The organism is Streptomyces sp. C1-1 (genome assembly GCF_050214755.1).
In the GTDB taxonomy this organism is placed as follows: domain Bacteria; phylum Actinomycetota; class Actinomycetes; order Streptomycetales; family Streptomycetaceae; genus Streptomyces.
This window is the reverse complement of record NZ_CP189826.1, coordinates 1,935,220-1,955,326: the sequence shown is the minus strand read 5'-3', so window position 1 is coordinate 1,955,326 and position 20,107 is coordinate 1,935,220. Positions and strand designations below refer to the sequence as shown.

Below are 20,107 nucleotides of genomic sequence, written 5' to 3'. Positions count from 1 at the left end.
CTGCCCAGGTCGGCAGGGCTTCGCCACGCGATATCCAGGCCCCGCTGTCAGACCCCTCGCCTAGTCTCGGCCCCATGACCGTCCACGAGCTCTCGCGCACCGACGCCCGGCGGATCGCCGTACGTGCCCAACTCCTGGACGCCGTACGGCCCGACGGTCTGCTCGGCGTCGTGCGCGGGCTGACCCTGCTGCAGATCGACCCGACCGCGGCGATCGCGCCCAACGCCGAACTCGTGGCCTGGAGCCGGCTCGGGTCGGCCCATTCGGCGGACGAGGTCGGGGAGGCGCTGCGGAAGCGGACGCTGCTGGAGCTGCAGGCGATGATCCGGCCCGCCGAGGACCTCGCGCTGTACCGCGCCGAGATGGCCGAGTGGCCCGAGCGGGGCACGCCGTCGTCCTGGCGGGAGCACCACCGCGCCTGGGTGGCGGCCAACGACGCGTGCCGCCGGGACATCCTCGACCGCCTGCGGGCCGAGGGGCCGCTGCCCTCCCGCGCGCTGCCGGACACCTGCGTCAAGCCCTGGAGATCGAGCGGCTGGACGAACAACCGGAACGTCACCAAGCTGCTGGAGCTGATGGTCCAGCGCGGCGAGGTCGCCGTCGCGGGCCGGCGCGGCGGCGACCGGCTGTGGGACCTGGCCGAGCGGGTCTACCCCGACACCCCGCCCGTCCCGGTCGAGGAGGCCCTGCGCGTCCGTGACGAGCGGCGGCTGCGCGCCCTCGGCATCGCCCGCGCCCGGGGCCCGGAGTGCCAGGTGGAGCCGGCGGACGTCGGCGCGGCGGGGGAGGAGGCCGTCGTCGAGGGCGTCCGGGGCAGGTGGCGGGTGGACCCCGTGCAATTGGGGCAGCCCTTCGAGGGCCGGGCGGCGCTGCTGTCCCCCTTCGACCGGCTGGTGCACGACCGCAAGCGGACCGTGGAGCTGTTCACGTACGAGTACCAGCTGGAGATGTACAAGCCGGCGGCCAGGCGCCGCTGGGGGTACTTCGCGCTGCCGATCCTGTACGGCGACCGGCTGGTGGGGAAGCTCGACGCCACCGCGGACCGCCGGGCGGGCGTGCTGAGCGTGCACGCGATCCACGAGGACGTCCCGTTCACCGCGGCGATGCGGGCCGAGATCGGGTACGAGATCGAGGACCTGGCCCGCTGGCTGGCACTGGACCTCGCCCTGCCGCGCTGACGCCGGGAACGCCGACGTCCCGGCAGGCGGGGTGCCTGCCGGGACGTCGGCTCACAGGCATCGGGGGCCGGGCGTCAGCTCAGGGACGCCAGCGCCTCGTTCCAGGTGGCCGACGGGCGCATGACCGCCGCCGCCTTGGCCGGGTCGGGCTGGTAGTAGCCGCCGATGTCGGCCGGCTCGCCCTGGACGGCGTTCAGCTCCTCGACGATCTTCTGCTCGTTCGCGGCGAGGGTCTCGGCGAGCGGGGCGAAGGCCTTGGCCAGGTCCGCGTCGTCGGTCTGCCGGGCCAGCTCCTGCGCCCAGTACAGGGACAGGTAGAAGTGGCTGCCGCGGTTGTCGATGCCGCCGACGCGACGGGTCGGGGACTTGTCCTCGTTGAGGAAGGTCGCCGTGGCCCGGTCGAGGGTGTCGGCGAGCACCTTGGCCTTCGGGTTGTCCGTGGCGCTCGCGTACTGCTCCAGCGACGGAACCAGCGCGAAGAACTCGCCCAGGGAGTCCCAGCGCAGGTAGTTCTCCTTGACCAGCTGCTGGACGTGCTTCGGCGCGGAGCCGCCGGCGCCCGTCTCGAACAGGCCGCCGCCCGCCATCAGCGGGACGACCGACAGCATCTTGGCGCTGGTGCCGAGCTCCAGGATCGGGAACAGGTCGGTCAGGTAGTCGCGCAGCACGTTGCCGGTGACCGAGATGGTGTCCTCGCCGCGGCGGATGCGCTCCACCGACAGCTTGGTCGCCTCGACCGGGTTCAGGACGCGGATGTCCAGGCCCTCGGTGTCGTGCTCCGCCAGGTAGGTGTTGACCTTGGCGATCAGGTTGGCGTCGTGCGCGCGGGTCTCGTCGAGCCAGAACACCGCCGGGTCGCCGGTGGCGCGGGCGCGGGTGACGGCCAGCTTCACCCAGTCCTTGATGGGGGCGTCCTTGGTCTGGCAGGCGCGGAAGATGTCGCCGGCGGAGACCGTCTGCTCGAGCACCACGTTGCCGGCCTGGTCGACCAGGCGGACGGTGCCGGTCACCGGGATCTCGAAGGTCTTGTCGTGGGAGCCGTACTCCTCGGCCTTCTGCGCCATGAGGCCGACGTTCGGGACCGAGCCCATGGTCGAGGGGTCGTAGGCGCCGTTGGCCCGGCAGTCCTCGATCACGGCCTGGTAGACGCCCGCGTACGAGGAGTCCGGCAGGACGGCGAGGGTGTCGGCCTCCTGGCCGTCCGGGCCCCACATGTGGCCGGAGGTGCGGATCATGGCCGGCATCGAGGCGTCGACGATGACGTCGGACGGCACGTGCAGGTTGGTGATGCCCTTGTCGGAGTCGACCATCGCCAGCTCCGGGCCCTCGGCGAGCTCGGCGTCGAAGGAGGCCTTGATCTCGGCGCCCTCGGGCAGGGCCTCCAGGCCCTTGTAGATGCCGCCCAGACCGTCGTTCGGGGTCAGGCCGGCCGCGGCGAGCGTCTCGCCGTACTGCGCGAACGTCTTCGGGAAGAAGGCGCGTACGACGTGACCGAAGATGATCGGGTCGGAGACCTTCATCATCGTGGCCTTCAGGTGTACGGAGAACAGCACGCCCCGCGCCTTGGCCTCGGCGACCTGCGCGGTCAGGAACTCGCGCAGCGCGGCGACACGCATCACGGAGGCGTCGACGACCTCGTCCTTCAGGACCGGGACGGACTCGCGCAGCACGGTCGTGGAGCCGTCGTCGCCGACCAGCTCGATGCGCAGCGTGCCGGCCTCGGAGACGACGGCCGACTTCTCGGTGGAGCGGAAGTCGTTCTCGCCCATGGTCGCCACGTTCGTCTTGGACTCGGCGGTCCAGGCGCCCATGCGGTGCGGGTGGGTCTTGGCGTAGTTCTTGACCGAGGCGGGGGCGCGGCGGTCGGAGTTGCCCTCACGCAGGACCGGGTTCACGGCGGAGCCCTTGATCTTGTCGTAGCGGGCCTGGATCTCCCGCTCCTCGTCGGTCTTGGGGTCGTCCGGGTAGTTCGGCAGCGCGTAGCCCTGCGCCTGCAGCTCGGCGACGGCGGCCTTGAGCTGCGGGATCGACGCCGAGATGTTCGGCAGCTTGATGATGTTGGCCGCGGGCGTCTTGGCCAGCTCGCCCAGCTCGTGCAGGGCGTCCGGGATGCGCTGGTCCTCGGTCAGGTACTCCGGGAACACCGCGATGATGCGGCCCGCCAGTGAGATGTCCCGCGTCTGCACGGAGACACCCGCCTGCGAGGCGTACGCCTGGACCACCGGCAGGAAGGAATACGTCGCCAGGGCCGGGGCCTCGTCAGTGTGCGTATAGATGATGGTCGAGTCAGTCACCGGGTGCTCCGCTCCACGTCTGCAACATTGCTCGACATCAAGATATCTCGTGATCGAGGCGGACTCGACAGGGGTCCGCCCCGAGTCCGCTTCGACGGTGCTCGAAACGCCGCGCGGGGATGCAACCAAACACCCGATCCCATGGTCCTGGATGTAGATCGTCCTAACTGATCGTCGACGGCCGGACCTGACCACCCGGCCGCCCGAGCGAAAGCTGACCATGAGATATCGCACCAGAGTGACGGCCCCCGCGGCTGCCCTGATCGGTACGGCCGCGGCACTGACCGTGGGGGGAGCGGCCCAGGCGACGCCGAAGGACGGGGGCACCCCGGGCGCCGAGACCCTCGGCGACTCCGTCTTCCCTGCCCTCGGCAACGACGGCTACCGCGTCTCGGACTACCATCTCGACCTCGCCTACGACGCCACGACCAAGCTCGTCGAGGCCACCGCCACCCTGAGGATCCGCGCCACCCAGCAGTTGAGCCGGTTCTCCCTGGACTGCCTCGGCCTGGACGTGCACGCCGTGCGCGTCGGCGGCCGCACCGCCTCCTTCGAGCAGGCGGACGAGAAGCTGCGGATCACGCCCGCCCGGCCGCTGCCCGACAAGGCCCGGGTGACGGTCTGCGTGGAGTACACGGCCGACCCGGCCCGCACCCTCGCGCACACCGCCTGGGTCGTCACCCCGGACGGCTTCGCGATCTGCCCGCAGCCGAACTCCGCGCACACGGTCTTCCCCTGCAACGACCACCCGTCGGACAAGGCGGACTTCACCTTCCGGGTCACCGTCCCCAGCGGACTGCGGGGCGTCGCCAACGGCGTCCTGCTCGGTACCGAGAACCTCGACGGGGGCCGTACGGCCTACACGTACGAGTCCCGTGAGCCCATGGCCACGGAGCTGGTGCAGATCACGGTCGGCGACTACGTCGTCAAGGAGCGGCCGGGCCCGAACGGTCTGCCGCTGCGGGACATCGTGCCGACGGCCCGGGCCGCCGCACTGGAGCCCGCGCTCGCGCTGACGCCCGGACTGGTGGAGTGGATCGAGCAGCGCCTCGGGGCGTTCCCCTTCGAGACGTACGGTCTGCTGCCCTGCAACTCCGACAGCCCGACCGCCTTCGACTTCACGGGCCTGGAGACCCAGACCCTCACGCTGTACAAGCCGAACTTCCTGCTCCAGGAGGAGAAGAAGATCGGCTCGCACATGATGCACGAGCTGGTCCACTCCTGGTTCGGCAACATGGTCAGCCCCGCGAACTGGGCCGACCTGTGGCTCAACGAGGGCCACGCCGACTACTACGGACTGCTGTACCGCTACGAGCGCGGCTGGACCGACTCGCTCGGCTACAGCACGTTCGAGGACCGCATGAAGTGGACCTACGGCGTCGGCGACCAGTGGCGGCACGACTCGGGCCCGGTCGCCGCGCCCAACGAGGTCAACCTCTTCGACAACCAGCGCTACACGGGCGGGGTCCTCGTCCTGTACGCGCTGCGCCAGGTCGTCGGCGAGGACGTCTTCCACGCCATCGAGTGTGCCTTCCTGGACCGGTACCGGAACTCCTCGGCGACGACGGCCGACTACATCGCCGTCGCCTCGGAGGTCTCCGGCCAGGACCTGACCGGCTTCCTGCGGGACTGGCTCTACGGCACCAAGACCCCGCGGATGCCCGGCCACCCGGACTGGACGGTCACGCCGGTCAGCTCCTCGCTCGCCGCCCCGCACAGCCGCCGGGGCGGGCACTGGCACGAGAACTCGGCGACTCTCTGAGCCGTCAGTCGAGGTGGGCGACGTGCGCGTCGCCCACCTGCTCGGCGGTGCGCTGCTGCGGGATGCTCACCGAGCCCTGCTGCAGCGCCACCGTCCGGGCGGGCGCCGGGATGCGGATGCCCTCCCGGCCGTAGCGCCGGTGCAGTCGCTTGATGAACTCGTGCTTGATCCGGAACTGGTCGCTGAACTCACCGACCCCGAGGATCACCGTGAAGCCGATCCGGGAGTCGCCGAAGGTGTGGAAGCGCACCAGCGGCTCGTGGTCCGGGACGGCGCCGTCGATCTCCTTCATCACCTCGGCGACGACCTCGCAGGTGACGCGTTCGACGTGCTCCAGGTCGCTGTCGTAGGCGACGCCGACCTGGACGGTGATCGTCAACTTCTGCTCGGGGCGCATGAAGTTGGTCATGTTGGCCTTGGCGAGCTCCCCGTTGGGGATGACGATCAAGTTGTTGGAGAGCGCCCGCACGGTCGTCTGACGCCAGTTGATGTCCTCGACGTAGCCCTCCTCGCCGCTGCTGAGCTGGATGTAGTCACCGGGCTGCACGGTCTTGGAGGCGAGGATGTGGATGCCGGCGAAGAGGTTGGCGAGGGTGTCCTGCAGGGCGAGGGCGACCGCCAGACCGCCGACACCCAGGGCGGTGAGCATCGGGGCGATCGAGATGCCCAGCGTCTGCAGCACCACCAGGAATCCGATCGCCAGGACCAGGACCCGGGTGATGTTCACGAAGATCGTGGCCGACCCGGCGACCCCGGAGCGGGACTGGGTGACCGTGCGCACCAGGCCGGCGATCACCCGGGCCGCCGTCAGCGTCACGACGAAGATGAGCAGGACGGTGAGCGACTGGTTCACGTGCTTCTGCACGCTCCTCGTCAGCGGCAGTATCCCGCCCGCGGACGCGGCCCCGCCCAGGAACGCGGCCCACGGCACCACCGTGCGCAGCGCGTCCACGATGACGTCGTCACCGCTCCAGCGGGTGCGGTCGGCGTGCTTGCCCAGCCACCGCATCAGCACGCGCAGCAGGAACGCGGCCAACAGGCCCGCGCCCAGCGCGATTCCGGCGAGGACAAGATCGTCCACGGTGAGCGCTCGGTTCACCGGTTACCTCCAATTTCGGGATGTGCAACCGCTCATCCTGCCGCATCCGCACAGGGGTTCGCGCCCGCCGTCCATGGAGCCTGGCGCGTTCCGTTCGTCATACGTCCGTGAAGGACCCGTGCCGCCCCGCGCCGGAGGCGAACCGCGCCGCCCCCTCCAGACCCTGGGCCAACACGTCGATCCCGTGACGGAGTTCGCCGCGCATCGCCTCCTCCTCCGGCAGACCCTCCTGCTCCAGCGCCGACGCCCGGTCGCCACGCAGGCACGCCTGCGGGAAACGGGCGATCTCCGCGGCCAGTTCCTCGGCCGCGGTGCGGGCCGTGCCGACGGGCACGAGGCGGTTGGCCAGTCCCATCCCGTACGCCTCCGGCGCCCGCACCGGACGGCCCGTCAGGATCATGTCCAGCGCCCGGCTCTGCCCGATCAGCCGGGGCAGCCGTACCGTGCCCCCGTCGATCAGCGGCACGCCCCAGCGGCGGCAGAACACGCCGAAGACCGCGTCCTCCTCGGCGACCCGCAGATCGCACCACAGGGCCAGTTCCAGGCCGCCCGCCACGGCGTGCCCGGCGACCGCCGCGATCACCGGCTTGGACAGCCGCAGCCGCGTCGGGCCCATCGGGCCGTCGCCGTCCCGCGCCACCCGGTTTCCCCGCTCCGTGCCGACGGCCTTGAGGTCGGCGCCCGCGCAGAACGTGCCGCCCTCGCCCCACAGCACCGCCACCCGCGCCTCCTGGTCCGCCTCGAACTCCCGGAAGGCGGCGACCAGTTCGGCGGCCGTCGGACCGTCGACCGCGTTGCGGACCTCGGGGCGGGACAGGACGACCGTGGTGACGTGTCCCTGGCGCTCGGTTCGGACCGGCATGCCGGACCTCCTTTTCCTGTGCGAGGCTGACGTTGCGTACTCGAGGGAGTGTTCCTGATGGCAGTCGAAGGCGCGGACCTCCCGGTCGCCGTCGTGACCGGGGCCAACCGCGGTATCGGATACGAGGTGGTACGACAGCTCGCCGACCGGCGGTATCGCGTGGTCCTCGGCTCGCGCGATCTCGACAAGGGGCGCGCCGCCGCTGCCCGCCTCGATCCGGGCGGCGAGCGGGTGACCGCCGTCCGGATCGACGTCGCCGACGCGGCGAGCGTGGTCGCGATGGCCGACCGGGTGACGGGCGAGCAGGGTCGGGTGGACGTGGTCGTCAACAACGCGGCGATCCTCTACGACACCTGGGCGCAGGCCCGGTCCGCCGATCTGGCCGAGGTCCAACAGGCCCTGGACACCAATCTGTTCGGCGCCTGGAGGGTCACACAGGCGTTGCTTCCGCTGTTGCGGCGAAGCCGGCACGCCCGGGTGGTCATGGTGAGCAGCGAGGCCGGCTCCCTGCACGCGATGAGCGGCGGCACCCCGGCCTACAGCGTCTCCAAGGCCGCCCTCAACGCCCTCACCCGTCTGCTGGCCGGCGAGCTGGGCCCGGACGGTGTGCTCGTCAACGCGGTCTGCCCGGGATGGGTGGCCACCGACATGGGGGGCCGCGGCGGCAGGCCCGTGGCCGAGGGCGCGGCGGGCGTCGTCTGGGCGGCCACGCTGCCCGACGGAGGCCCGACCGGCGGCTTCTTCCGGGACGGCGAGCCGCTTGCCTGGTAGCGCGTCGGCCCCGGGGCAGGCGTCTGCCCGATGAGAGGTCCGCCTCCGGCGAGGCGTCAGATCACCTTCAGCCGCACCAGCGCCCCCAGCGTCAGCGCCCCCGGCACCAGCGGCAGCCACACCGTGATGATCCGGTAGGCGAGCACCACCGCCGTCGCCACGGCCGCCGGGCCGCCCGCCGCCACCAGGGCCACGACCAGCGCCGCCTCCACGGAGCCCAGCCCACCGGGCGTCGGCACCAGCGCGACCGCGACCGTCGCGGCCAGATACGCCACCGCCATGTGCACCGGGGGCACCGGCAGCCCGAGCGACATGCCGACCAGGACGAGCCCGGCGGCCTGCAGCGCGGGGAAGGCGAGCGAGCCGCCCCACAGGGCGAGGGCACGGGACGGCCGGGTGTGCACCGAGCGCAGCTCGCCCAGCGCCGTACGCAGGAAGGACAGCGCGGTCGTCCGCAGCCGCCGTACCAGGACCAGGACCGTGGCGGCCACGACCGCGACCGCCGCGACCGTGAGCAGCAGCGGGGCCGTCGCGCCCGGCGGGACCAGGCTGCCGAAGCGCAACGCGCCGGGGAACGCGAGCAGCAGCACGACCAGCAACGCCACCCGGGTGACCGACTCCGCCAGCAGGTACAGGGCGAGGGCGGCCGAGGAACGGGCCAGCGGAATGCCGCACACGGTCATGAACCGCAGGTTGACCGCCCCCGCGCCCAGGCCGGTGGGCAGCAGGTGGTTGGCGGAGCCCGCGGCGAACTGGGTGGCCAGCAGCCGCCGCCTCGGCAGCCGGTCGACGACCGCGCCCTGCCGGGTGAAGGCGGCCGCCACCCAGGTCAGACAGGTGGCGGCGACCGCGGCCAGCAGCCACGGCCAGTCGGCCGAGCGCAGATGGCCGAAACCCTCGGCCAGCACGTCACGGTGCCGCACGGCGACGACGGTGACCAGCAGGAGCGGAAGCAGGCACAGGACCTGGCGGACCGGGACGCGACGGGGGAACCGTCCCGGAGGGAGGGAGCCGTGGGGAACTTCAACCGCAGTCACACCGGAAGAGGGTTTCCGCACCGCGCCAACTGCGGGTTGCGGGACCGCGGACAGCGGCTTACGGACGGGAAGCGGGTGGGGAGGCAGGGCCATGAGGTCCTTCGGGGCAGGGGACGAAGCGGCGGGAGTGTTGACCTCAACGACGCTCGAGGTTCTACGTTCTCTCCCATGAGCATGGAAACCACAGCGTGGACACAGCTGCACAGTGTCATGACCGCCCAGCAGGAGCGCCGACCCGTGGCGCGTGCCACGCTGCGCCGTATCGGCGCGTTCGCCCGTCCGCACCGCGCCCGCATCGCACAGTTCGTGCTCCTCGGGGTGGTGACCGCGCTGCTCGCCGTCGCGACCCCCGTGCTCGCCGGACATGTCGTGAACGCGATCGTGTCGCACGGCGACCAATCCACCGTCGTACGCCTCGCCCTGCTCATCGCGCTCATCGCGGTCGCGGAGGCGGCGCTCGGGATCCTCGGCCGGAGGCTCTCGGCGTCGCTCGGGGAGGGCCTCATCCTCGATCTGCGGACGGCTGTGTTCGATCATGTGCAGCGGATGCCGGTCGCGTTCTTCACACGCACACGTACGGGAGCGCTCGTCTCCCGACTCAACAACGACGTCATCGGCGCCCAGCGCGCCTTCAGCAACACCCTGTCCGGAGTGGTCAGCAACCTGGTCACCCTCGTGCTCACGCTGGTCGTCATGCTCACCCTGTCCTGGCAGATCACGCTGCTCGCGCTGCTGCTCCTGCCGGCGTTCGTGATCCCGGCCCGGCGCATGGGCAGCCGCATGGCCCGCATGCAGCGCGAGGCGGCCACCCTCAACGCGGCCATGGGCACCCGGATGACCGAGCGTTTCTCCGCACCCGGCGCCACCCTGGTCAAGCTCTTCGGGCGCCCGGAGCAGGAGTCGGAGGAGTTCGCGGCGCGCGCCCGCCGGGTCGCGGAGATCGGTGTGCGTACCGCCACGGCCCAGTCGGTGTTCATCACAGCCCTCACCCTGGTGTCCTCGCTGGCGCTGGCCCTCGTCTACGGACTGGGCGGCTGGTTCGCCCTGCGCGGCAGCCTGGAGCCGGGTGCCGTCGTCTCCCTCGCCCTGCTGCTGACCCGCATGTACGCGCCGCTCACCGCGCTCGCCGGCGCCCGTGTCGAGGTGATGAGCGCGCTGGTCAGCTTCGAGCGCGTCTTCGAGGTGCTCGACCTGGAGCCGCTCATCGTGGAGAAGCCCGCGGCGCGGGCCGTCCCCGAGGGCCCGGTCTCCGTCGAGTTCGACGCGGTCCGCTTCGCTTACCCGTCCGCCGACAAGGTCTCCCTGGCCTCGCTGGAGGAGGTCGCGTCCCTGGACACCAGGGGCGGCGCCGAGGTCCTGCACGGCATCTCCTTCCGCGCCGAAGCCGGCCAGACCGTGGCGCTCGTCGGGTCCTCCGGCGCCGGCAAGTCGACCATCGCGCAGCTGCTGCCCCGCCTGTACGACGTCGACGAGGGCGCCGTGCGCATCGGCGGCGTGGACGTCCGCGACCTGAGCGCCGGTTCGCTGCGCGGCACCCTCGGCATGGTCACCCAGGACGGCCACCTCTTCCACGACACCGTCCGCGCCAACCTGCTGCTGGCCCGCCCCGAGGCGGCCGAGGCCGAGCTGTGGGACGCGCTGCGCCGCTCCCGCCTCGACGACCTGGTCCGCTCGCTGCCCGACGGTCTGGACACGGTCGTCGGCGAGCGCGGCTACCGCCTGTCCGGCGGCGAGCGCCAGCGCATGACCATCGCCCGCCTGCTGCTGGCCCGCCAGCGCGTCGTCATCCTCGACGAGGCCACCGCCCACCTCGACAACACCTCCGAGGCCGCCGTCCAGGAGGCGCTGACCGAGGCGCTCGCGGGCCGGACCGCGGTCGTGATCGCGCACCGGCTGTCCACGGTGCGGGCCGCGGACATGATCCTCGTCGTCGAGGACGGGCGGATCGTGGAGCGCGGCACCCACGACGAACTGCTGCTGGCCGGCGGCCGGTACGCCGAGCTGTACCGCACCCAGTTCGAGGAGCGCGGCGGCGAGGGGGGCACGCCGGAGGTCGAGGTGGTCGCGTGACGAAGCGTCGGCCCCGGGGGCATCGCCGCCCCCGGGGCCGTACGTCACGAGGCCGCTACGACTGCAGGGCCGGCTCGTCCTGCTTGCCGCGCACCCGCTGGCGGACCAGCGCGAAGGCCACCACTCCCAGCGCCACCAGCGTGGACAGGACCACCTGGTCGCGTCCGCCGCCATCGGCGGTGTCGGTCAGCATGTACCCCAGCACGAAGGTGATCAGGGCGATCGTGGCCCAGGTCAGGTAGGGGTACAGCCACATTCGCACGACGAGCTTCTCCGGCGACTCCCGCTGGATGATCTTCCGCATCCGCAGCTGGGAGAAGCAGATCACCAGCCAGACGAAGAGCGCGATCGCACCGGAGGCGTTGAGCAGGAACTGGAAGACGGTGTCCGGCCACAGGTAGTTGAAGGCGACCGCGACGAAGCCGAAGACCACCGAGGCGAGGATCGCCGTGCGCGGCACACCGCGCTCCGTGGTGCGGGCGAAGGACGCCGGGGCGTCGCTGCGCCCGCCGAGCGAGAAGGCCATGCGGGAGGCGGTGTACAGGCCGGAGTTGAGGCAGGACAGCACCGAGGTCAGCACGATCGCGTTCATGATCTGCGCGGCGTGCGGGATGCCGATGGAGCTGAGCGCGGCGACGTAGGAACCCTCCTTGAGGATCGCCGGGTCGTCCCAGCGCAGCAGCGACACCACGACCAGGATCGAGCCCAGGTAGAACACCGCGATCCGCCAGATCACGCTGTTGGTGGCCTTGGTGACCGCGCCCCGCGGGTCCTGGGACTCACCGGCCGCGAGCGTGACGATCTCGCTGCCCATGAAGGAGAAGACCACCATCAGCACGCCGGTGAGGATCGCGCCCGGTCCGTGCGGCAGGAACCCGCCGTGCGCGGTGAGGTACGAGAAGCCGGACGCCGGGTGGTCCGAGCCGGGCAGCAGACCGAAGATCGCGAGGCCGCCCAGCACGATGAACGCGGCGATGGCGACGACCTTGATGCCCGCGAACCAGAACTCGAACTCGCCGTAGGAGCTGACCGAGGCGAGGTTGGAGGCGGTCAGGACGAGCATGACGATCAGCGCCCAGCCCCACTGCGGGACCGCCGGCACCCAGCCCGCAAGGATCTTGGCCCCGGCGGTCGCCTCGACGGCGAGCACCACGACCCAGAAGAACCAGTACAGCCAGCCGATGGTGAAGCCGGCCCAGCGGCCCAGCGCCCGGTCGGCGTAGGCGGAGAAGGAGCCGGACGTCGGGTTGGCAGCGGCCATCTCGCCCAGCATGCGCATCACGAGGACGACGAGGACGCCGACTAGCGCGTACGAGACGAGGATGCCGGGGCCGGCGGCGGCGATGCCGGAGCCGGAGCCGACGAACAGGCCGGCGCCGATGACACCGCCGATGGCGATCATCGACAGATGGCGGTTCTTGAGCCCCGGCTTCAGGCCGGGCTCGGTGGGCGGACTCTGGGTGAGCGTTGAGGTCATCGCGACATCCATGAGAGGAGTGAGGACGGAGGAGACGGTGACCGGGAAATTAGTTCAGTACGATCCAAAAGAACAAGACTTGTTTAACTGTTCATCATGCTCTATTTTGCGTGCAACGCGGAGCCGCTACGTTCGTAGGAGCCTCCATGCACATCTCACGCGGGCCGTGACCCCGTTCAGCAGGCGGTTAAGGTGACGTCGTGGCCAAGGCAGCGGGCAAGTTCGTCTCCGGGGTGCTCGACGTCCGCGTCCTGCCCGGCAGGGGACAGACCGGATCGGAACTCGTCCGCTCACGGATCGCCCTGCGGGTGCGCCTGAGGTCCGAGCCGCCGGGGGACCGGCTGCCGGACGTCGGCGTCCTGGCCGAGGAACTCGGCATCGGCGAGATCACCGTGCGCCGGGCCCTGGAGGGCATGTGCCAGGACGGTCTGCTCGACCGTCGGCGGGGCAGGGCAGGCGGAACCTTCGTCGCCCAGGACTGGGACACCGTCGTGGCCGTGATGCACGACCCCGACGAGGCGGCCTCGCTGGACGCCGTGCACGCGCTCCTGGAGTGCGGGCTCGTCTCCCACGCCGTCGGCGAGGTGCCGCAGGACCGGCTCGACGGACTGCGGGCGCTGACCGACGAACTGGACCGGACCGACGTACCGGACCGGCTGCTCGAACTGGAGACCCGGTTCCACCTCGACCTCGCGGAGGCGCTCGGGGGCCCCGGCATCCGCGAGTTCGCCGCCGACCTGCTCGGCCGCCAGTGCCTGCTGCTGCCCGCCCCGACCCCCGAGGTCGTACGGGCACGCAACCGCCATCACACCGACCTGCTCGACGAACTCGCCCGCGGCGCCATGGCCCCGGCGGTGGCCGCGGTCAAGGCCCACCGCGACGCCGGAACGGTCTGAGCCCCGCCCACGACCCCGACCTCCGCACCGACCCCGCACAAGGAGCCGCCGTCATGCCCGACCGGAGAACCGCCGGCCCGCCCCAGCGGCTGCGCGGCGGCGTCCTCGGCATGGCGGACATCGCCGCCGCCACCATGGCCAACGTCGGCCCGGCCATGAGCTTCTTCTTCGGCTTCGCCTTCCTCGCCACCACCGCGGGCGTCGCCTCCCCGCTGACCATCCTCGCCGCGGGCGTGGCCGTCGCGCTGCTCGGCAACACCCTCGCCCAGTTCTCCCGGGCGCACCCCTCGGCGGGCAGCTTCATCACCTTCGTCGGCAAGACCTTCGGCCCGGTCAGCGCCGTGACCACCGCCCTGCTGGCCGGCCTCGGCTACATCATCGCGATGGCCTCCGTCATCGCCATCTCGGGCGGGTTCGTGCAGATCACCCTGCACCACTACACCGGCCTCGACGTCCCCTGGATCATCTGGACACTGCTGCTGACCGGCGCCTCGGTGGTCTTGATGCTGCGCGGCATCGTCGTCTCCACCAAGTGGGCCGGCTACTTCTTCGCCGTGGAGATGCTGGTCCTCGTCGTGGTCTCGGTCGCCGCGCTCGTCGAACACCGCGGCAACCTGTCCGCCGCGCCGTTCCTGCCCGACCACATCCACGACGGCCTCAAGGGTCTGGCCGCGGGCTTCCCGCTCGCCGTGTACCTCTTCGTCGGCTGGGAGAACTCCGCCGCCCTCGCCGAGGAGACGGAGAACCCGCGGCGCAACGTCGGCCGCGCCGTGTTCTCCTCGGTGGGCATCATGACGGCCAGCTACATCCTCTTCTCCTACGCCACCGTCACCGGCTTCGACTACGACGTCCAGCGGCTCGGCGACTCGGCCATCCCCTTCATCGACGTCGCCCACGGCACCCTCGGCGCACTGGCCCTCCTCGCCTACGTCGGCGGCCTGACCTCGACTCTCGGCGTGCTCATCGCCGGCATCAACTCCCAGGCCCGGCTGGTGTTCAACGCCGGACGCGAGGGACTGCTGCCGTCCTTCTTCGGCTACGTCCACCCCGTGCGCCGTACGCCGAACAACGCGATCGTCACCTTCGCCGTCACCGCCCTGCTGATCATCGGCGGCTGGGGCCTCGGCCACCTGCTCGGCGCCGACGGCGGGCCCATGGACCCCGTGGTGTTCTTCACCGAGTCCTCGACCCTGGGCACCATCCTGATCCTGGTGGTCTACCTGGCCTCCAACATCGCCCTGCCCTTCTACTACCGGCGCTACCGGCCGCAGGAGTTCCGCACCGTCCGCCACCTGGTGCTGCCCGCGCTCGGCGCCCTGGCGATCCTGGTGCCGCTGTACTACCTGGCCAAGCCCGGCCAGCCCGCGCCGTACAACTGGTTCCCCGTCGCGGCCCTCGCGGCGCTGCTCCTGGCCGTCGGCTACGCGGCACTCCTGGTCCGCCGCGACCCGGGCCTCGCCGAACGGGTCGGCTCCGTCGTCGCCGACGTGGAGTGAACCCGCGGCACCGCCGCCACGACCGGCCCCAGAACCGCAGCCACCGAAACCGGCGTCGCGCGGCCGTCCGTCCCAGCGGCGCCGACGACCGACGGGACGGCGGACGTCGGCCGATGGCTCGACGGGGCGAAGCGGCTCCACGGCACCGAAGCGCTCCAGAAGGCGACTGATTACCGGAAGGCGATCGAAACCATGTCCTCCTCCCTGGTGCGGGAGTTGCGGGAACGCGGCGCACCGACCGCCGACGGCACGCCCCGTGCGGGCGTACGCGCCGCCGACCCGATCTCGGACGCCGTGGATCAGATCCAGGCGGCGGTCTCGGATCTGCTCAAGGCCCTGGGCCCGCTCGACCCGGGCTCGGCTCTCGACTCCGTGACGGGCGCCCTCCCGTCCATCCTCCCGCTGGTGACGGGGCTTCTGGGTGGCGGAACGCCCTTCCCGACGACGGCCGGGTAGCCAGATCCCGGACCCGCGCAGGAAACGCGGGGCGGACCGTGCGCGGCGCGGTCCGCCCCGCTCGTGTGCCCCTTACCGATGTGCCCCCTTACCGATCCGAAATGTTTTGACGTGGACGGCGAATATTGCGAGAGGGATTGACGCCCCCGATCGGCTCCCTATCATCCAGATTGTTCGACAGCTTGACATTTGTTCGAAACCACGAACACGTCGTGGCTGGAAATGTCATGGGCACGGCAACTCGCAGAAACCGGAACCGTTCACTCGAGAATCAAGAGGTCCCCATGCGCAGAGGAAGTCTCAGCCGCACCCGCCTGTCCGTGGCGCTCGCCGCCTCCGCCGCGGCCCTGGTCTCGCTGGCGGCGACGCTCGTCGCCGACCCGGCTCAGGCGGCCACCAGCGCGTGCTCCCTTCCGTCGACGTACCGGTGGACGTCGACGGGTGCGTTGGCCCAGCCGGCGAACGGCTGGGTCTCGCTGAAGGACTTCACCGACGTCGTCTACAACGGCAGGCACCTGGTCTACGCGTCGAACGTGTCGGGATCGTCGTACGGCTCGATGGCGTTCAGCCCCTTCACCAACTGGTCCGACATGGGGTCGGCCCGCCAGACCGGGATGAGCCAGTCCGCGGTCGCGCCCACGCTGTTCTACTTCGCTCCCAAGAACATCTGGGTGCTGGCGTACCAGTGGGGTGCGTGGCCGTTCATCTACCGGACGTCGAGCGACCCCACCAACCCCAACGGCTGGTCCGCGCCGCAGCCGCTGTTCACCGGTGGCATCTCCGGTTCCGGCACCGGTCCGATCGACCAGACCCTGATCGGTGACGGCCAGAACATGTACCTGTTCTTCGCCGGCGACAACGGCAAGATCTACCGGGCGAGCATGCCGATCGGGAACTTCCCGGGCAACTTCGGCTCCTCGTACACGACGGTCATGAGCGACTCGACGGCCAACCTCTTCGAGGCGGTGCAGGTCTACAAGGTCCAGGGCCAGAACCAGTACCTCATGATCGTCGAGGCGATGGGGGCGAACGGGCGCTACTTCCGCTCGTTCACGGCCTCCAGCCTGAGCGGGTCGTGGACCCCGCAGGCGAGCAGCGAGAGCCACCCCTTCGCGGGCAAGGCCAACAGCGGTGCCGGCTGGACCAACGACATCAGTCACGGCGACCTGGTCCGCAACAACCCCGACCAGACCATGACCGTCGACCCCTGCAACCTGCAGTTCCTCTACCAGGGCAAGTCCCCCTCGGCGAGCGGCCCCTACGACCAGCTGCCGTGGCGGCCGGGTGTCCTCACCCTGCAGCACTGACCAGGAGCCGTCCCCTCCGGAACCCCCGGCCGTGCACCGGCCGGGGGTTCTCCTCCTGGGCGAGGTCGGCCCGCTGACGTCCGTCGTGTTACCGTCGTGCGTTTGCGTGGTCCTCGCGCCGGGCGGCTCCGCGCGGCCGGTTCCGCTGGTGTGTGGGCTCTTCGATCCTGCCGGGCCTTCCTCGGTACGTTCCTCTACGGAAGGCTGTTCATGAAGCGCCCCGACGACTCCTTCGCCGGTTTCGGACTGCCGGTGGAGGTACTGCGGACACTGACCGGACTCGGGCTGCGCGAACCCTTTCCGATCCAGGCCGCCACACTCCCCGACGCCCTCAAGGGGCGCGACGTCCTGGGACGCGGGCGCACCGGATCGGGCAAGACGCTCGCCTTCGGTCTGCCGCTGCTGACTCGTACGGCCGGGCGGCGTGCCGAGCCGAAGCAGCCCCTCGCTCTGGTCCTCGTCCCCACGCGGGAGCTGGCCGAACAGGTCACCCAGGCGCTGGCGCCGTACGCCGAGGCGCTGCGGCTGCGGATGGCGACCGTCGTCGGCGGCGTGTCGATCGGCCGGCAGGCCGCAGCGCTGCGTCAGGGAGCGGAGGTGGTCGTCGCCACCCCCGGACGCCTGCACGACCTGATCCAGCGCAACGCCTGCCGCCTGGGACGGGTGAGGATCACCGTGCTCGACGAGGCCGACCAGATGTGCGACCTGGGATTCCTGCCGCAGGTGGTCGACGCGCTCGAGCAGGTGCACCCCGACGGTCAGAGGATGCTGTTCTCGGCCACTTTGGACGGTGACGTCGATCAGCTGGTCCGTCGCTACCTCCACGACCCCGTCGTCCACTCGGTCGACCCGTCCGCGAGCACGGTCACGGCGATGGAGCACCACGTTCTCGTCGTCCACGGCCCCGACCGCTACGCCGTCACCACGGAGATCGCCGCCCGCGACGGCCGCGTCCTGCTGTTCCTCGACACCAAGCACGCCGTCGACCAGCTCACCCGGCACCTGCGGGCCAGCGGGGTGCACGCCGGGGCCCTGCACAGCGGCAAGTCCCAGCCGCAGCGCACCCGGACCCTGGCGCAGTTCAAGAACGGCCGGCTCACCGTTCTGGTGGCGACCAACGTCGCGGCCCGTGGCCTGCACGTCGACGACCTCGACCTCGTGGTCAACGTCGACCCGCCCACCGACCCCAAGGACTATGTGCACCGGGCCGGCCGCACCGCCCGGGCCGGTGAGTCCGGCAGCGTGGTCACGCTCGTGCTGTCGGCCCAGCGCCGCGAGACGAGCCGCATGCTGGCCGAGGCCGGCGTCGAGGCGACCGTCACCAAGGTGCGCTCGGGAGAGGCGGAGCTGAGCCGGATCACCGGCGCCAAGGCCCCCTCCGGGACCCCGCTCGACGGCGGGCCCGCCGTTCCCCGGCCCAAGAACACCAACGCTCCCTTCCGCGGCCTCGGCACCAGCAAGGACACCTCCCGCGGCGTCGGCGGCAAGTCCCGGAAGGCCGGCGAGGCACGCAAGCTGGCCGAGGCCCGCAAGGCCGCCCTCGTGCGTCGCAACGGCTGACAGGCGTCGCCCGGGAGGCGGGATCCCGCCCACTTGACGGACAACTCCCCGCCCGGCCCGCCCGGGTCCCGTCCGCCATGACAAGCTGTGATCGCACATCCCCGAACCCAGGAGGTCACCATGACCGCAGAGCCCGTGTCCACGGAAGGTTCGGAGCCGGCCGCCGCCGAGCCGTCCCCTCTGGCGCCGGACAGCGACGGCAACTACGACCTCAAGCGCAAGTTCCGCGAAGCCCTCGCCCGTAAGCGCGGCGCGCAGGCGGACGCCGCCGACAGCGCCGCCAACCCCGACGCGTCGAAGGTGCGCGCGGCACACGGCCCTGCCTCGAGCCAGCGGTCGTTCAGGCGCAAGAGCGGCGGCTGAGCCCAACGGTCCTGCGGCCCGAGCCCACCACCGGCACCGTGCGCGCCACCCGCGCGCCCGGTGCGGTGGTCCGCAAACGCGCCGGGGGCAACGAGGCGGTGTGAGTCCTCGAACACCCCACGAAGGCTGACCCCGCACACGAAACCCTGTAGCCTCCGAACGGCCCTTGACCTGCAGAAGCAGGCAGGGAACAGCGGCCGCGGCAGCGCAGGACGACGGAGTACGACCCGCTGCTCACCGCCACCTTGTCGGAGCCCTTGGGGGCGCCCGGCACACCACCGGGGAGAGCGCTCAGTCGCGCTCCGGCGGTGTGTAGAAGTCGCCGACGGACGTCCAGACGCCGTTCTTCACCTCCACCCGCTGCACGCTGCGCGTGCCGAGGTGCTCACTCGCGCCGAACTTCATCACCGGCGACACCCCCGGGTCCACGTCGGACGCCTTCTGGTACGCCGCAGTGATGGCCTGGGACGTGACGGGCCCCTTGATGGTCTTCGTAATCTGGGCGAACACCTTCGCGTTGCTCCAGCCCCACAGGGCGAGGAATCCGGCGGTCTGACCGGGCTCGTACTTGGCCATCGCGGACCGGAACTCCTTCACCGCGGCGTCGTCGTCGGACGGCGCCTTCACCAGCTGTACGGCCTTCAGGCCCTCGGCCGCGTCCTTCGCCAGCGAGACCGTGGACTCGGCGGCCACGGGCGCGTAGGCGTAGGTGGGCAGGGACAGGCCCTGGAGCTTCGCCTCCTTGAGGAAGGCGGCCGCCTCGGGGGAGGTGAGGATCAGGACCACCGCCTGGGTTTTCGCGGCCTTCACCTTGCTGATGACGGGGGTGTAGTCGGTGGTCTGGTACTTGACCGGCAGCCGGTCGACCTCGACCGAGGGATCCACCTTCTTCGCGACGGGCTCGACCTGCTTGGCCACGTTCACGAACGCGGCCGGGTCACTGTGCACGACCAGGATCTTCTTCGCGCCGTCCTGCACCGCCCAGGCGGCGATCGCCGCGGCCTGGTCCTCGTAGAGGGTCTGGGTGCCGAACAGGCCGGGGCGCGGCGGCTTGTACCAGGACTCGGTGCCGCCCACCTCGTTGACAACCGGCACCTTGGACTGGTTGAGGACGAACGGGAAGGCCGCCTCCGCCTGGGAGGTGCCGTTGGCGTTGACGATGGCAACGACCTTGTCCTGGCCGACCAGTTCGCGTGCGATCTGCACGGTCTGCTGCGGGTCGGCCGCGTTGTCCTTGACGGTCCAGCGGACCTTGCGTCCGTTGATGCCGCCCTGGGCGTTGAGCATCTTGAAGTACGCGTCGGCGCCCGCCCTCTCGGCCACGCCGTACGTCGCGGTGGCGCCGGTGAGAGGCAGCCACGCGCCTATGTGGATCTCGGAGGAGTTGCCTCCGGCTGCCGCGGAGTCCTGACCTGCGCACGCGTTGGCGGTCAGAGCCACCGCGGCCATGACGGCCATCGTTCCCGCGGCGCGGCGGAA

15 protein-coding genes and 1 pseudogene are annotated in these 20,107 nt (G+C 71.1%); 10 read left to right on the top strand and 6 right to left on the bottom strand.

The features are described 5' to 3' along the window. The first annotated feature begins 74 nt into the window (after positions 1–74). Positions 75–1,178 carry a DNA glycosylase AlkZ-like family protein gene (locus ACQF4J_RS08895; protein WP_427165422.1) on the top strand — a complete coding sequence of 368 codons (1,104 nt, stop codon included), beginning with the start codon at positions 75–77 and terminating at the stop codon, positions 1,176–1,178. Between the two features lie 74 nt (positions 1,179–1,252). Here ACQF4J_RS08895 and ACQF4J_RS08890 read toward each other — a convergent pair whose 3' ends face one another. Continuing rightward, complete coding sequence (locus ACQF4J_RS08890) at positions 1,253–3,472, bottom strand: NADP-dependent isocitrate dehydrogenase (protein WP_351803879.1); 2,220 nt, start codon at positions 3,470–3,472, stop codon at positions 1,253–1,255. A gap of 220 nt (positions 3,473–3,692) precedes the next feature. On the opposite strand from ACQF4J_RS08890, the gene ACQF4J_RS08885 reads away from it, so the two are divergent. Next, positions 3,693–5,234 (top strand): M1 family metallopeptidase, encoded by a 1,542-nt coding sequence (locus tag ACQF4J_RS08885; RefSeq protein ID WP_427165421.1) that lies wholly within the window; start codon positions 3,693–3,695, stop codon positions 5,232–5,234. Between the two features lie 4 nt (positions 5,235–5,238). Here the strand turns inward: ACQF4J_RS08885 and ACQF4J_RS08880 are convergent, their stop codons facing one another. Together ACQF4J_RS08880 and ACQF4J_RS08875 are read right to left on the bottom strand one after the other, a co-directional pair. Then, positions 5,239–6,333, bottom strand: a complete 1,095-nt coding sequence (locus tag ACQF4J_RS08880; protein WP_351578476.1) for a mechanosensitive ion channel family protein — start codon at positions 6,331–6,333, stop codon at positions 5,239–5,241. 97 nt (positions 6,334–6,430) lie between these two features. Continuing rightward, entirely contained in the window at positions 6,431–7,195 is a 765-nt protein-coding gene (locus tag ACQF4J_RS08875; protein WP_427165420.1) for a crotonase/enoyl-CoA hydratase family protein, read from the bottom strand. 57 nt (positions 7,196–7,252) lie between these two features. Here ACQF4J_RS08875 and ACQF4J_RS08870 point away from each other — a divergent pair, with 57 nt between their 5' ends. Beyond that, positions 7,253–7,966 (top strand): SDR family oxidoreductase, encoded by a 714-nt coding sequence (locus ACQF4J_RS08870; RefSeq protein WP_427165419.1) that lies wholly within the window; start codon positions 7,253–7,255, stop codon positions 7,964–7,966. Positions 7,967–8,022: 56 nt separating this feature from the next. On the opposite strand, the gene ACQF4J_RS08865 is transcribed toward ACQF4J_RS08870, so the two are convergent. Beyond that, positions 8,023–9,003, bottom strand: coding sequence for a lysylphosphatidylglycerol synthase transmembrane domain-containing protein (locus tag ACQF4J_RS08865; RefSeq protein ID WP_351578485.1), 981 nt, complete (start codon positions 9,001–9,003; stop codon positions 8,023–8,025). Between the two features lie 174 nt (positions 9,004–9,177). On the opposite strand from ACQF4J_RS08865, the gene ACQF4J_RS08860 reads away from it, so the two are divergent. Next, on the top strand, positions 9,178–11,073 hold the full coding sequence (locus ACQF4J_RS08860) for an ABC transporter ATP-binding protein (RefSeq protein WP_351803923.1): 1,896 nt from the start codon (positions 9,178–9,180) through the stop codon (positions 11,071–11,073). Between the two features lie 55 nt (positions 11,074–11,128). On the opposite strand, the gene ACQF4J_RS08855 is transcribed toward ACQF4J_RS08860, so the two are convergent. Further along, the gene (locus ACQF4J_RS08855) at positions 11,129–12,550 is read right to left on the bottom strand and encodes an amino acid permease (protein ID WP_351578488.1); all 1,422 of its coding nucleotides are present in this window, start codon (positions 12,548–12,550) and stop codon (positions 11,129–11,131) included. Between the two features lie 200 nt (positions 12,551–12,750). Between ACQF4J_RS08855 and ACQF4J_RS08850 the strand changes: the two genes are divergently transcribed. The 6 genes and pseudogenes from ACQF4J_RS08850 to ACQF4J_RS08825 all read left to right on the top strand — a co-directional run bounded on the left by ACQF4J_RS08850 (position 12,751) and on the right by ACQF4J_RS08825 (position 18,628). Further along, positions 12,751–13,446 carry a FadR/GntR family transcriptional regulator gene (locus tag ACQF4J_RS08850; protein WP_427165418.1) on the top strand — a complete coding sequence of 232 codons (696 nt, stop codon included), beginning with the start codon at positions 12,751–12,753 and terminating at the stop codon, positions 13,444–13,446. 53 nt (positions 13,447–13,499) lie between these two features. Next, positions 13,500–14,942 carry an APC family permease gene (locus ACQF4J_RS08845; protein WP_351578491.1) on the top strand — a complete coding sequence of 481 codons (1,443 nt, stop codon included), beginning with the start codon at positions 13,500–13,502 and terminating at the stop codon, positions 14,940–14,942. A 192-nt stretch (positions 14,943–15,134) separates the two neighbouring features. Further along, positions 15,135–15,398, top strand: coding sequence for a hypothetical protein (locus tag ACQF4J_RS08840; protein ID WP_351578495.1), 264 nt, complete (start codon positions 15,135–15,137; stop codon positions 15,396–15,398). Positions 15,399–15,802: 404 nt separating this feature from the next. Further along, positions 15,803–16,705, top strand: a pseudogene (locus ACQF4J_RS08835) (non-reducing end alpha-L-arabinofuranosidase family hydrolase); the annotation flags it as partial. A 210-nt stretch (positions 16,706–16,915) separates the two neighbouring features. Continuing rightward, positions 16,916–18,265 (top strand): DEAD/DEAH box helicase, encoded by a 1,350-nt coding sequence (locus ACQF4J_RS08830; protein WP_351578498.1) that lies wholly within the window; start codon positions 16,916–16,918, stop codon positions 18,263–18,265. 120 nt (positions 18,266–18,385) lie between these two features. Then, positions 18,386–18,628 (top strand): DUF5302 domain-containing protein, encoded by a 243-nt coding sequence (locus ACQF4J_RS08825; RefSeq protein ID WP_351578501.1) that lies wholly within the window; start codon positions 18,386–18,388, stop codon positions 18,626–18,628. A gap of 291 nt (positions 18,629–18,919) precedes the next feature. Here ACQF4J_RS08825 and ACQF4J_RS08820 read toward each other — a convergent pair whose 3' ends face one another. Beyond that, positions 18,920–20,077, bottom strand: coding sequence for an ABC transporter substrate-binding protein (locus ACQF4J_RS08820; protein WP_351578504.1), 1,158 nt, complete (start codon positions 20,075–20,077; stop codon positions 18,920–18,922). Between the last annotated feature and the right edge of the window lie 30 nt (positions 20,078–20,107).